This window comes from Undibacterium sp. RuTC16W (genome assembly GCF_049339445.1).
Taxonomy (GTDB): domain Bacteria; phylum Pseudomonadota; class Gammaproteobacteria; order Burkholderiales; family Burkholderiaceae_D; genus Undibacterium.
The window spans coordinates 1009804-1023008 of record NZ_JBMPPE010000001.1 but is presented as its reverse complement, the minus strand read 5'-3'; the positions used below and the strand labels follow the sequence as shown (position 1 = coordinate 1023008).

9 protein-coding genes are annotated in these 13205 nt (G+C 50.3%); 4 read left to right on the top strand and 5 right to left on the bottom strand.

Annotated features, from left to right (window positions below; all coding sequences use genetic code 11):
• The first annotated feature begins 231 nt into the window (after positions 1-231).
• On the top strand, positions 232-1152 hold the full coding sequence (locus ACO0K4_RS04525) for a cation diffusion facilitator family transporter (RefSeq protein ID WP_422955400.1): 921 nt from the start codon (positions 232-234) through the stop codon (positions 1150-1152).
• 63 nt (positions 1153-1215) lie between these two features.
• On the opposite strand, the gene ACO0K4_RS04520 is transcribed toward ACO0K4_RS04525, so the two are convergent.
• The 5 genes from ACO0K4_RS04520 to ACO0K4_RS04500 all read right to left on the bottom strand — a co-directional run bounded on the left by ACO0K4_RS04520 (position 1216) and on the right by ACO0K4_RS04500 (position 9823).
• Entirely contained in the window at positions 1216-3930 is a 2715-nt protein-coding gene (locus tag ACO0K4_RS04520) for a DUF1631 family protein (protein WP_422955399.1), read from the bottom strand.
• A 121-nt stretch (positions 3931-4051) separates the two neighbouring features.
• Entirely contained in the window at positions 4052-6655 is a 2604-nt protein-coding gene (locus ACO0K4_RS04515) for a DNA topoisomerase III (RefSeq protein WP_422955398.1), read from the bottom strand.
• A 225-nt stretch (positions 6656-6880) separates the two neighbouring features.
• Positions 6881-7357, bottom strand: a complete 477-nt coding sequence (locus ACO0K4_RS04510; protein WP_422955397.1) for a DUF494 family protein — start codon at positions 7355-7357, stop codon at positions 6881-6883.
• Positions 7358-7566: 209 nt separating this feature from the next.
• Positions 7567-8697 (bottom strand): DNA-processing protein DprA, encoded by a 1131-nt coding sequence (dprA, locus tag ACO0K4_RS04505; RefSeq protein WP_422955396.1) that lies wholly within the window; start codon positions 8695-8697, stop codon positions 7567-7569.
• Positions 8698-8719: 22 nt separating this feature from the next.
• A complete protein-coding gene (locus tag ACO0K4_RS04500) occupies positions 8720-9823 on the bottom strand; it encodes a LysM peptidoglycan-binding domain-containing protein (RefSeq protein WP_422955395.1) in 1104 nt (367 codons plus the stop codon).
• Between the two features lie 144 nt (positions 9824-9967).
• On the opposite strand from ACO0K4_RS04500, the gene def reads away from it, so the two are divergent.
• From def to ACO0K4_RS04485, 3 genes are all read left to right on the top strand, one after another.
• Positions 9968-10495, top strand: a complete 528-nt coding sequence (gene def, locus ACO0K4_RS04495; RefSeq protein ID WP_422955394.1) for a peptide deformylase — start codon at positions 9968-9970, stop codon at positions 10493-10495.
• Positions 10495-11451: a methionyl-tRNA formyltransferase gene (gene fmt, locus ACO0K4_RS04490; protein ID WP_422955393.1), complete on the top strand. Its 957-nt coding sequence runs from the start codon at positions 10495-10497 to the stop codon at positions 11449-11451. The genes def and fmt overlap by 1 nt, the downstream gene beginning before the upstream one ends.
• Positions 11452-11949: 498 nt before the next feature.
• Complete coding sequence (locus ACO0K4_RS04485; RefSeq protein ID WP_422955392.1) at positions 11950-13137, top strand: substrate-binding domain-containing protein; 1188 nt, start codon at positions 11950-11952, stop codon at positions 13135-13137.
• Positions 13138-13205: the final 68 nt, after the last annotated feature.

The following is a 13205-nucleotide window of genomic DNA, read 5'->3' as shown; positions in this document are numbered from 1 at the left end:
TAAACACGCTTACGCGCCCCTAACTCCCACTTCTAACATCCGTATCAACCGCTTCTCTTTCTCTTCCTTACCTTCCCGCCTCTCGACGGGAGCCGAACTATAGCAAATTCCTTCCGCCATTGGCAAGCGTTTTTGTAATTAAACATGATTTTGTACAGACTTGACTGGTTGCAGCCTGCTTAAGAAGTCGGTATGTTGTCAGCTTGTTTACTACTTACTGCAAAGTCACCTATGTCTTCCCAATCTGAAGGTTCTACTAAAGCAATTTTTTATGCCTTAGGTGCTAACGGCGGTATCGCAATCTCAAAATTTGCCGCCGCTGCCTTTACCGGCTCAGGCGCAATGCTTGCTGAGGCGATTCATTCCCTGGCAGACTGCGTCAATCAAATATTTTTACTCGTTGGTCTAAAAGAGGCTCAGCGCCCCGTAGACGCCTCTCATCCTATGGGCTACGGTCGAGTCGTCTATTTTTGGGCAATGATGGTAGCTCTTTTACTGTTTTTTATGGGCGGCGCTTTTTCCGTCATTGAAGGCATTAAGCATCTCGAACATCCCGAGCCAATAAAGAGTCCCTTAGTAGCAATCGCCGTATTAGGTATTTCAGTTTTGCTTGAAGGCTTCTCTTTATATGGTGCAATGAAGGAAATTCGTAAAATTTCTGGTGGCAAATCCTTCTTCAAATGGTTTCGCGAAACACGTCAATCCGAACTTATGGTGGTTGCCGGTGAGGATATCGCTGCGCTCGCTGGTTTGGCGATCGCTTTTTTTGCTGTCGTGCTCACGGTTGTAACAGACAATCCTTTTTGGGATGCGGCAGGCTCTATCCTGGTGGGTATTCTCTTAATGGTGGTCGCCTTCTTTGTGATAAGAGAAGTGAAGGCGATGATTACTGGTGAGTCGTCAGCACCTGAAGTCAATGCGGCGATCAAAAGCCATATAAACAGTCATCCTCAGGTCGATCATGTCATCAACCTTATTACCTTGCAATGGGGTGAGCAGTTAATGATTGCGGTACAAGCAAAAATGCAGCCACAAACATCTGACCGGGCGTTGATTGATGCGATTAACGAAGTAGAAGAAAGCCTGCAAAAAGAATGGCCGCAGGCAAAATGGTGCTTTTTTGAACCGGACATCGACTCGAGCAAAGAATAAGCGGGAAGTAATAGGAAAGTATTCCCCAGTCGGCAATGACTTCGCTAGATAAAACGCCGAGAATTACACACTCAGCGTTTTATCCATCTGATCTGCAGACACCAGCAATGATTGTACTGCCCGTTCGAACAAAGGTTCTTTTTCCATAAAGCGGACGCGACCATGGTTCATCATGCGCTGGAACATACGGATGCTGACCATCGATGGCTCATCCTGCCCTTCGAGACTCAAAACCAGATTACTCAAATTAGGATTGACCCAATTTAACCTTCCTTGACTAGGCTTTCCACCAAGATTAATTTCTAAGGCAATGCCACTGCGTAGCCGCTCCTGAATCAGCGCTGGGGTTAATTCAACCTGGTTCTCGCGCAACAAAATATCTTTGCTCTCATGCGGCAGCTCCTGGTCAAACACCTGATCCAGCATCTGCACTTTGAGATCCAGATCTTTAATCGCCTGATCCAGATATTTCTGATTTTTAGCCAGATCCTTATATTCGTTAGTCTCTTGCTCCGTAGCCTCGGGATTATTTACAAAATTGGTAAAATGCTCGTGAATCGCTGACAAGGTTGGTACATGCGTCAACGTCTGCGAATGCGAAGCCCTCAATACACTGGTATGCGCATCAACTAACCAGTTCAATAATTTTTGCTGCGCGACCGGATCCCACTTCACCAGAGCCAATCCCTCTCTCAGCGTATTAAGAATGATGGGCAGCAAAGCAAATAACTGCGTTTTGTCATCTTCTTTCAGTTTCGGAATAATGCTCCATAGCAGATCGGGAACCAGCAAACGGTAGCGGCGTGCGCGCTTAACGTCCTTGCGCTCAGCCTGCTCGATCGCATGCACCCAGGTATTTTCCAAAAAATCCTTCAGATAGCTATCAATCGTCAGCCCAAGCAAGGCCTCGGCCAGCTGTGCGGCAGTGTGCGCGAACCGCAAGGTACGATTTTGAACTTGCTCGACGGCATCAATCGTACGTTCGATATTTTTATCACTGGCTCGTAATTCTTTGGCGATAAAAGCATCGAATTCATCCAGCATTTTTGCGAACAGAATCACACCCTCACTATCATCCTGCAATAACGCTTCAACGATACGGCAAATCTCCGCCGTAATATGTACGCCAGTAGGATCAAGCTGTTTTAAGCCCAAGGAAATAGAGCCTATACGGTTCACCAACATACGTGCCGGATGGCCTTTTTGCGTGAGTAAAGAGGTATCACGCAAAGCCACTTTCAATACCAGAAACTGCAAACGACCTAGCTGGGCGCGAATTTCTGCCGGAACCTGATTATCTCTGAGAATAAATTCAAACAGCATTGCCACGATGTCGATCGTCATCTGCTCATCGACATCCTTAGTCATCTCGTTTAATGCAGATCTTTGCTCCAGGATCAGATTACGTACTTCACCATGTCCGTCCAGCATCTCTGTCGTTAAAGGTGTTTGCGCTCTTTGCATGCCGTGTACGGACTGAGCAAGAGGTGATCCGTTTGCAGACATGCCGCCATGTGCCTGCGAATGGCCTGCCTGGCCATGCTGAGATACTCCCTGGCCAGTCTGGGTCTGAGCTGCAGAATGCGCCGGATTGCCTGCCGAGGCATAATCGCCAGCCTGTCCTGCAGTATTGGCATACACGGAAGCATCCGGCTCATGTCCTCCAGACATATGCGGCATTCCCGACATACCGTTCATACCGCTATGACGAAATCCCGCGGCGGCTGCACGATCTTCGGGTAAGGCAACATCATTGGAAAAGAATTTTCTCAATACACTGCCAACCGCCTGCCCTCCGGATAACCAGCCAAATTTACTCTGGGACATATCTTCTGGCGAAGGTTCTTGCGAAGACGGATAAGTGCCAGATTGTTGAGCGGAAGTACCGGTTGCCGTCTCAGCGTTACGTCTGGAAACGCCCGATGCCATGCTACGTACCGACGCAAATAGTTGCTCCATTCTGCGCTTCGGCGTATCCGTCGATACGGCTCTTGCATCAACGTTATAGGACTTACCACCAATATCATAATTGGCGGCATCCATTCTTGCGCGGCTATTCTGAAAAACCTGTTCTTCACTTTCTTCGGCCAAAGCTTCTTCAGGCAGCGTGTCACCAACAACCGAGGTCGGCGATTTTTTTATCTTGAATTGTAATTGTGCAGCCAGGCCATGTTGTGCCAGATGCGTATTCACATCCTTGTAAATACCAACAACAAAGCTCGCAAAACTGGATGCCAATTGCTCCAGCAAAACAGCAGATAACTCAGCAGTCAGACCAAAATTTTCAAGCGCAGACGCGATGCAGCGCGAAAACAGATAAGGTCGAAACGGGTTTTCCCGCTCCTTGATGGTGTCTTGCTCAAATAGCAGAGCGACACGGATATTCAGGTCACGCAACTGCTCTTCGGCCTCACTGCGGAAGCGCTTGGTAATATCGTTAATGCGCAATTCATCTTCAAATGCCGACGAGTCAATTAAAGACAGGCTGTCAGCGTTGGCAGCTAATGCAGATGAGGGCCGGAATGTGTTGTAGGTTGTCTGGAAGCTGCGGTTTAGCAGATGTTCCATACTATGCGCCATTTGCTGAACCAGGAACTCGCCCTTGTCCTGCAACAAGGTGCGGGCATTCAGATAACGGCTTTGCTCAGACGACGAGTAGCTCGCGTCTGCTTTATTAAATAGCTCTTCTATGCTACGAGGTAAAGTTTTTTGAACGGCAGCAATGAAGGCGCGCATAAATTCTGCGCGCGTGGTCGCCAGTAAACCATTTGGATCCATATTCTTCCTTGAGTCTCAGCCAGGGCGGCTTGCATGGAGAACAATCCAAACTATAAACCAGATACTTATATTATGTATATGGCAATACGGACGAACCGCTAATAATTTTTGTTAAATATCGTCAAGCTACTTTTTTCTTGGTAGCCGTCGTTTTTTTAGCTGGTTTGGCGGCCACCTTTACAGCCACTTTGACGGGTTTCGCGACGGCCTCATCAGAAGCAGCTGCCGCTTTTGCTTTAGCAGGTGCTTTCGCTTTGCGTTCTTCAAATTCGAAGCTGACTTTGCCATCTTTACCGCGCACCAAAAACGCCTTGAACGGACGGCGTGTGCGCTGCGAGATAAAGCCCGGCAGCAAATCGGTTTTACCGTCGTTGAGCAACTTGCTCATTTGCTCAGGCAAAATCTCTTGCTGCAAAATGATGCGGCCACTACGGAAATCACATGCCTTTGGTTTGGCGACGGTTTTTTCGCAAACATAGGTCAATCCCATTTCATACACACCGCTGCCGCATTTAGGACAGGGGCCTAGTGATGTGTGTTCAGTAAAATCGACCGGCTCTGCATCCTCATCGTCCTGGTTCTGACCAAAGTCAAATTCCAGCTTGAAATTATTATGCTCTTCGTCACGCACGATCTTCAGAATCGCCGCAAAAGGTCTGCCCATTTTTGAACGGAAACCTTGCAGCGGTCCGATTTCGCGCTTGCTCAGAACCTCTTCAACTTCAGCCACCTCAAATTGGCGACTGCCAGGCGTCTTGCTCATCGAGAATTCGCACTTAGTACAGGCAAAACGACGATAGTTTTCTTTGACAACGCCGCCGCAGTTCGGGCAAGGCGTATGTAAGGTCGCATAGTCACCGGGAATGGTGTCGTTATCATATTCCTTAGCGCGCTTCACGATGATTTGTGTCATCTGGGCGATTTCGCGCATGAATTCTTCGCGGCTGATCTTGCCTCGCTCCATTTGCGAGAGTTTGTACTCCCACTCACCGGTCAATTCAGGCGAGGTCAATTCGTCCACACCGAGTCCGCGTAACAGCGTCATCAACTGGAACGCCTTGGCAGTCGGCATTAACTCACGGCCCTCGCGTAGCAGATATTTTTCATTGAGCAAACCCTCAATAATGGCCGCACGCGTCGCAGGCGTGCCCAAGCCCTTACCAGCCATTGCCTCGCGTAATCCTTCATCATCGACCAGCTTGCCGGCGCCTTCCATTGCGGACAACAAGGTCGCCTCTGAATAGCGGGCAGGCGGTTTGGTCACCAGGCTATTGGCAGTGACTTTCTCAGTTTTGACTTTTTCTCCCTTGGCGACTGCAACCAGATTGCCTTTGTTTTCGGGATCATTGTCGTCAAGAATTTCTTTACCATAAATTGCCAGCCAGCCAGGGTTGGTCATGACCTTACCTTCGGTCTTGAACTGATGACCGGATACTTCGGTAATGCGGGTCGTAACCTGAAATTCCGCAGCGGGGAAAAACACCGACATAAAGCGGCGTGTCACCAAGTCATATAATTTTTGCTCTGGCTCAGATAAATTCTTTGGCGCCTGACCTGTCGGAATGATCGCAAAGTGATCACTGATCTTGGCGTTATCAAAAATCCGCTTATTCGGCTTGACCCAGTTGTTGTTCAAAATCTGAGCAGCGAATTGATAGTAATTATTATTTTCTGACACTGTTTCCAGCGTCTGTTTCACCGTGTCCAGATAATCTTCTGGCAGATGACGGGAATCGGTACGTGGATAAGTCAGCACTTTGTGCTTCTCATATAAAGCCTGCGCCAGACCGAGGGTGTTTTTCGCGGAGAAGCCAAAACGTGAGTTGGCCTCGCGCTGCAAACTCGTCAGATCAAACAAAGCTGGCGCCATTTGCGTCGCTGGCTTGGATTCTTCACTGACATTACCCTGCTTGCCACGACAAGCCGCCACTATCGATTCTGCGGCTGCTTTGCTCCACAAGCGTTCGGCTTTTCTCTCGGTATCGTGCTCGTCTTTTTTAAACTGATGATCTAACCAGCGACCTTCGTAAATACCGGCCGCACAAACGAATTCGGCACGCACCTCCCAGAAATCGCGGGACACGAATTTTTTAATCTTTTCTTCACGCTCAACCACAATCGACAATGTTGGCGTCTGCACCCGGCCTACGGTGGTCAGATAAAAACCGCCTTCTTTGGAGTTAAAAGCTGTCATGGCGCGGGTGCCATTGATACCGATCAGCCAGTCCGCCTCGGAGCGGCAACGAGCGGCATCGGCCAGCGGCAGCATTGATTCGTCGCTGCGTAACTTAGTAAAACCTTCACGGATCGCGGCCGGTGTCATTGACTGCAACCACAGGCGACTGACCGGTTGCTTGGCCTTCGCATGCTGTGCTATCAGACGGAAAATCAGCTCCCCTTCGCGGCCCGCGTCACAGGCGTTGATGAGGGCGGTCACGTCTTTACGCTTGATCAGCTTGTTCAGTACTTTCAAGCGCGATTCTGTTTTTGCAATCGGGTTCAGCGCGAAATGCGGCGGGATCATCGGCAAATGCGTGAAGCTCCATTTGCCGCGTTTGACGTCGTACTCTTCCGGAACCGTGATTTCCAGCAAATGGCCAACCGCCGAGGACAGCACGTAGTCGTCAGACTCAAAGTAATCATCATGTTTAGTGAAGCCGCCCAACGTTTTCGCTATGTCGTTGGCGACGGAAGGCTTCTCGGCAATGATGAGGGTTTTGGTCATGGTGTTATTTCTCAGTCGTTTCTATATTGACTCTGTATGGGGGCGGACTCGATCGGGGCAAATGTAGCCAAACCAAGCAAGACTTGCCTAAATCAGGATTGCGGCAGGCGCACCAAGCATGTGCGTCAGCAGGTATATTAAAGGCGAATGATAAACGTGAACTACAAAAAACTGCAATGAGATGCTTTTTTAGCCACAAAACAGCACATGGCGATCATTTTGTCTCTAATGCAGTAAACGAGGCTCGCTTTCTTCGTCCGACAACAGGAGCTCGTCGAACATCAGCATGTCAGGTTCTTTACCCTGGCTCCACAACATCATCAATACGATGACTTTGAGTTTATCCAGAGGAACTGGCGAATCATGAATGGCAACAGCGCGCTCAATGACAATCTCACGTTGTTGTGAATTAATTAATCCAGCCGATTCGAGGAAATGCAGAAATCCCATTGCAGGCGTACCCAGGGCAGCAATTTCACGGGCAGCATAGACGCGGAAGCCTTTTGAGGCAAGCGCATCTTGCTCGGGCAACTTATCTAATTCGTTAGTGGTGTCGGCCAGTACCGTGAGCCAATCCAGCGCCTCGGAGATTTCATCTTCTTCAAAGCCGACGGCAGAGAGTTTTTTAGCTAAAACCGCCGTATCCGGACAAGCATCTGGACGGTAATAGGTTTCGTAGAGGTATACAAGAATATCGAACATGTCGTTACTGTAGCCTCAAGGAGAATTCGAAACAAGCCCCGTTTGAACGGATTTCAGGCAGAACTTGCTTATTTAAAGATACTATATCCCAGTATTTTAACAGCACGCTGCAAACTATGCGGCTCAAGCCTTGTTTTTACCTATACCCCCCCTGATCTGGTGTTTAGTCGACGAAATTATCTGTTTTCCGAAGTCGAGTGTACGCATCACTAACCGATACGCTTTACCATTCCGCCTGGCAATTGCTCAATATGGCCATCGAGCTCTAGTGTCAACAATACACCGCTCAGCTCTGCGACATCCATCGCGATGCGCTCAACCAGATGATCAACATGAACCGGGTCATAGCCTATCGCATCCAGCAGACGCTGATCCGCGCTTACGATGTCTGACAAAGATGCCGACGTCGCCTGCGTTGACGAGGCAGCGACCGGGCGCATCAGGGGTAAAAAACGTAATTCGTCTAAAATATCTTGTGCCGTATCCACCAGCTTCGCGCCCTGCTTGATCAACTGGTGACAACCTTTGGCGAGCGGCGAATGAATAGAGCCGGGGATGGCGAATACATCGCGCCCCTGCTCAGCAGCCATGCGTGCCGTAATCAGCGATCCCGACTGTGCGGCAGCCTCGATCACCAGCACGCCTTTTGCCAGACCGGAAATCAGGCGGTTGCGGCGCGGAAAGTTAGACGCAATCGCAGGCATGCCAAGCGGGTACTCACTGACAATACATCCGCCATCAGCAATTAGGTGAGCAAGCGCCCTGTTGCGCGCTGGATAAACAATATCAGCACCGGTACCAATCACCGCGACGGTTGAACCCGCGCCGCGTAAGGCGCCGTGATGGGCTGCCGCATCGATCCCGGCAGCCATGCCGGAACTGATCGTCAAGCCGGCTTTGCTCAAGGCTTCAGAAAATTGCTCGGCGTTACGAATTCCTTGCGCAGTTGCATTGCGGCTGCCCACAACCGCGATCGTCGGCGCATCCAGCAAAGCCAGGCGGCCTTTGACATAAATCAGCACAGGAGGATCAGGGATATCGAGCAAAGCACGCGGATAATTGGCATCCGCCCAGGTCAATACCTGATTACCTGGTTGAGCGCACCAGGTCCGAGTTAGCTCGATACGCTGCTGCAATTGCCCGGAGTCGGGTTGCAAAAGGGCTTTAGCGACTTTGGCAGAAACAACTTTACTGAGAGTCGTAAAGTCGGCGGCAAAAATTTGTGAAGGTAACCCAAACGCTGCCAATAGCTGACGTGCTGTTTCGGGACCGACGCCGGGCGTCTGTTCTAGCCGCAGCCACTCCGCCCAGTCGCTGGCAAGCGCATTGTGTGGAGTCACTGACGGCCCGGCTTCAGACGGTTTATTCTGGAGATGTCGCCAGATCACCAACGGCAACCGTGTCCGTCACCGTCATAATCAGACCATAAGAAATATTGTCGAAAACGCGGAAGATAAATAGACTACCGTAGTGCTCATCCGGCAGACGAATCGGTTTTTTCTCGTCAGTTTTGTCCTGAATTATTTTTCCGTAACGGGACAATTCCAGTACGGTACCGATATTCAGACCAGCACTCGCACCCTTGTTGATACTGACCACCTGATTCTGTCCCGCCTGACTGACGCCACCATAAATCGAGACGATACGCGCACGTACGTCACGCTCTGGTGGATGCGGTACATAATTCTGGATCGGCGTAGGCGGAATCGGCATCAGGCGGTCACCAACGGCCATTTCTTCTTTGGCACTGGCGACAATAAAACTATCCACGCCATCAGGGGTTTTCGCCGTGCGTTCCAGCTTCAATGTGCCCAGATAGACCGCTTCATAGCCAATCACGGTATTGTTTTCAGGATCCTTGAGCGGAACGCCTGGGCGGAATACCTGGAATGACGTACCGCCTTTCAGGTCGCCGCGCACATAGGCTTTATCATTCTTCGCCAGAATCACACGCCCCTCTTGGGTTGCGACGATGCGTGGCGCGGTCAGCAAGGTGTCTTTTTCTATGACCAGAGGCTGCGACAAAAATGGTTCGATCAGATTCGACGGTATTGCAGTAATCGCATTTTTACCGGTATCTTCAGTGCGAACCTGAGGTTGCAGTCTGCCGCCATCTTTAGCCGAGCCATCGGCACCCGAGCCACCGACAGTCTGCCCCAAACGCAGGCGGCCATTGACGCGGTCAAAGTACACGATCTGGTTGGGATAGATCCAGTGCGGATTACGGATTTCGTCGCGATTCATGCCCCAGACTTCAGGCCAGCACCATGGATTGCTCAAAAATTTGGCCGAAATATCCCACAGCGTATCGCCCTTCACCACCACATGTTTGTCCGGTGCATCGGGCAAAAATGTGCATTTACCCGCCTTGGCTGCGTTGACAGCTTCTTGCGCGAAAGCCTGAGAACTTGCCATAACTGGGAAGGCGGCAGCGATAAGCAAGGCGATTGTGCTAAACTTTTTCATGAATGTTGTCCGATGCATGCTGCAGGATGATGAAGCGAATAGGCAGGCACTAACTTGCCAAAGTGAATCAAATTTTGCCTATAAATCATTGAAGTAGCAAGAAAAACCGCATCGCAACGCCCTATCGTTGTTGTGAAAAGCCTTATGTCTATACTAAATATCCTGCGTTATCCCGATCCACGTTTGCATAAAGTGGCCAAGCCCGTCAGCATTTTTGACGACCGCATCAAGCAACTGGCCGCCGATATGGCCGACACCATGTACGACGCACCGGGCGTCGGCCTGGCTGCCTCGCAAGTCGATGTACATGAACAACTGGTGGTCATCGACACCTCAGAAACCAATACCGAATTGCAGGTATTCATCAACCCGGAAATCATCTGGGCCAGTGAAGAAAAGAAAGTTTACGACGAAGGCTGTCTGTCCGTTCCCGGCATTTACGACGGTGTCGAACGTCCTGCCGAGGTCAAAGTCCGTGCGTTTGATGTCGACGGCAAACCATTTGAACTCCATGCAGATGGCTTGCTGGCCGTCTGTATCCAGCATGAAATGGATCATCTCAAAGGCAAAGTCTTTGTTGAATATTTATCGCCTTTAAAGCGTAATCGCATCAAAACCAAGATGATCAAAGAAGAACGCGAAGAGCAGCGCAGCAAAGCGAAAGGTCGCTGATGCGCGTCATCTTCGCTGGCACGCCTGAATTTGCCGCGGTTGCTTTACAGGCCATCCATGCTGCGGGCTTCACGGTTCCGCTGGTACTGACGCAACCCGACCGTCCAGCTGGCCGGGGTATGCAATTACACGCTTCGGCGGTCAAACAATTTGCGTTGCAATACGATATTCCGGTGGCACAGCCGATATCATTAAAACTCGACGGAAAATATCCTGACACAGCACAGGAAGCACATGAGTTGCTGCGCAATACACCGCATGATGTCATGGTGGTAGCAGCGTATGGACTGATTCTGCCGCGCTCGGTGCTGGATATCCCTCGCCTCGGCTGCATCAATATCCATGGCTCTTTGCTGCCACGCTGGCGCGGTGCCGCGCCCATCCATCGGGCCATCGAAAGTGGCGATGAGCAAACCGGTATCACGATTATGCACATGGAAGAAGGACTGGACACCGGTCCGATGCTGCACATGCAAAGCGTTCCGATTGCCGCAGATGACACTACCGGCAGTCTGCATGACAAGCTTGCGCAACTCGGCGGTGAAATGATCGTAGAGACTTTGCGTCAGCTACAACAAGGTGCAATACCCGCGACGGTACAACCAGAGCAAGGTGTTACCTATGCAGCCAAAATCAGCAAAGAAGAAGCTGGCCTGGATTTCAATTTGCCCGCAGAACAACTCGACAGAAAAATTCGTGCCTTCAATCCCTTCCCGGGAGCGCACGCCACGATCGCTGGCACAACTGTCAAAATCTGGCATGCACAAGCCGTCGATGTCACCTCAGGAAAACCGCCTAGCAGCATCATCAGCGCCAACGCACAGGAAGGCGTCCTTGTCGCCTGCGGTACTCAGAGCCTGCGTCTGACAGAGTTACAAAAGCCGGGAGGCAAACGACTGCCTGCCAGCGAATTCCTCAAGGGCTTTCCAATCGAGTCCAGTCAAAGTTTTAGCTAAAGGCTGTTACCTATGGCAATGATGGATATACTCCCACTAAGTATATCCATCACTCCTATATAAAACATGCGGATGAAGGCATGTTTTATCACATACTCCCTCTGTTACTTCTCAATACTAGCGATCACCGCGGGTGAAGTAGTCAAGGTACAGTAATTCACTATCAATAGCTGTAGCCAGCATCCCGCTTCCTGCGCAACAAATCCCGCGTACCAAGTAGTTCTACTGTATTGTCTTTGCCAGTTGCCAAATATAGTATCGAAAAGCACAAAACAAGCTAAGGAAATTCTGCACCGCCTGATATTTTTTTGTTAGCAGAATAATCTTAAAGACAAGAGCAACAGGAGACCGGGGACACTCATCATCCCTAAAGACGCGCAGCCATTTGCTTGCCGAGTCCCTCTGCGACGCATGAGCGCGGAGTCCCCATGTCGCCATCGACAGTGATCAATACAAAACAATAAAATCATTACAACTGCTATCAAGACAGGAGACTTCATGAAACGTTTTGCCCTCAGCACGATTGCCTTGCTCACCCTGAGCGCCTGCGGCCTCAATGTCTGCGCCAAAGACATCAAAATTGCCCACGTCTACGACAAAACCGGACCGCTTGAAGCTTACGCCAAGCAAACTCAGATCGGTCTGATGATGGGTCTGGATTACGCCACCAAAGGCAGCATGATGGTCAATGGCAACAAGATCCTGGTGATTGAAAAAGACAGCCAGGGCAAACCCGACATGGGCAAATCATTACTCGCACAGGCTTATGGTGATGACAAAGTCGATCTGGCCATTGGTCCCACCTCATCAGGCGTTGCACTGGCGATGCTACCCGTTGCCGAGGAATACAAAAAACTGCTGATCGTAGAACCCGCTGTTGCCGACTCAATCACCGGTGACAAATGGAACCGCTATATCTTTCGCACCGGTCGCAACTCATCCCAGGATGCGATTTCCAACGCCGTCGCGCTCGACAAACCGGGCGTCGTGATTGCCACTCTGGCGCAAGACTATGCATTCGGCCGCGACGGCGTCAAAGCATTTAAGCAATCGCTGTCGGGCAAAGGCGCCAAACTGATCCATGAAGAATACCTGCCGACATCCACCACCGATTTCACCGCCGGTGCGCAGCGCCTGATCGATAAACTCAAAGATCAGCCAGGTCGCAAAGTCATTTTTGTACTGTGGGCAGGTGCAGGCAATCCATTCAAAATCGCCGATCTGGATCTGAAACGTTACGGCATCGAGATCGCCACTGGCGGCAATATCCTGCCAGCGATGACAGCCTATAAACAATTCCCCGGCATGGAAGGCGCGACGTATTACTACTTCGGCATTCCCAAAAATCCGGTCAATGAGTGGCTGGTGGCTAACCACTACAAGCAGTACAAAACACCACCTGATTTTTTCACCGCAGGCGGTATGACGGCAGGAATTGCCGTAGTAGAAGCGCTGACCAGAGCAGGCAAAGATACCGGCACAGAAAACCTGATCAAGACGATGGAAGGTATGGAATTTCAGACGCCAAAAGGCAAAATGATATTCCGTAAAGAAGATCACCAGGCGCTGCAATCCATGTATCACTTCAAGATCAAAGTCGATCCCGCATTTGCCTGGGGCGTCCCGGAACTGGTACGCGAGCTGAAGATCGAAGAGATGGCCGTTCCGGTAAAAAACAAACGCTAAAACAAGCGCTAAAACGAACCGCGTAATCGTATCAGCGCTGACACATGGCAATCAATGTCAGCAGTCAG

What these genes read in the sequence shown, in the direction of transcription:
- def (WP_422955394.1), top strand. Translation starts at nt 9,968, where the DNA reads ATGTCTATACTAAATATCCTGCGTTATCCCGATCCACGTTTGCATAAA.
- fmt (WP_422955393.1), top strand. Translation starts at nt 10,495, where the DNA reads ATGCGCGTCATCTTCGCTGGCACGCCTGAATTTGCCGCGGTTGCTTTA.
- ACO0K4_RS04525 (WP_422955400.1), top strand. Translation starts at nt 232, where the DNA reads ATGTCTTCCCAATCTGAAGGTTCTACTAAAGCAATTTTTTATGCCTTA.
- ACO0K4_RS04515 (WP_422955398.1), bottom strand. Translation starts at nt 6,655, where the DNA reads ATGACCAAAACCCTCATCATTGCCGAGAAGCCTTCCGTCGCCAACGAC.
- ACO0K4_RS04520 (WP_422955399.1), bottom strand. Translation starts at nt 3,930, where the DNA reads ATGGATCCAAATGGTTTACTGGCGACCACGCGCGCAGAATTTATGCGC.
- ACO0K4_RS04485 (WP_422955392.1), top strand. Translation starts at nt 11,950, where the DNA reads ATGAAACGTTTTGCCCTCAGCACGATTGCCTTGCTCACCCTGAGCGCC.
- ACO0K4_RS04500 (WP_422955395.1), bottom strand. Translation starts at nt 9,823, where the DNA reads ATGAAAAAGTTTAGCACAATCGCCTTGCTTATCGCTGCCGCCTTCCCA.
- ACO0K4_RS04510 (WP_422955397.1), bottom strand. Translation starts at nt 7,357, where the DNA reads ATGTTCGATATTCTTGTATACCTCTACGAAACCTATTACCGTCCAGAT.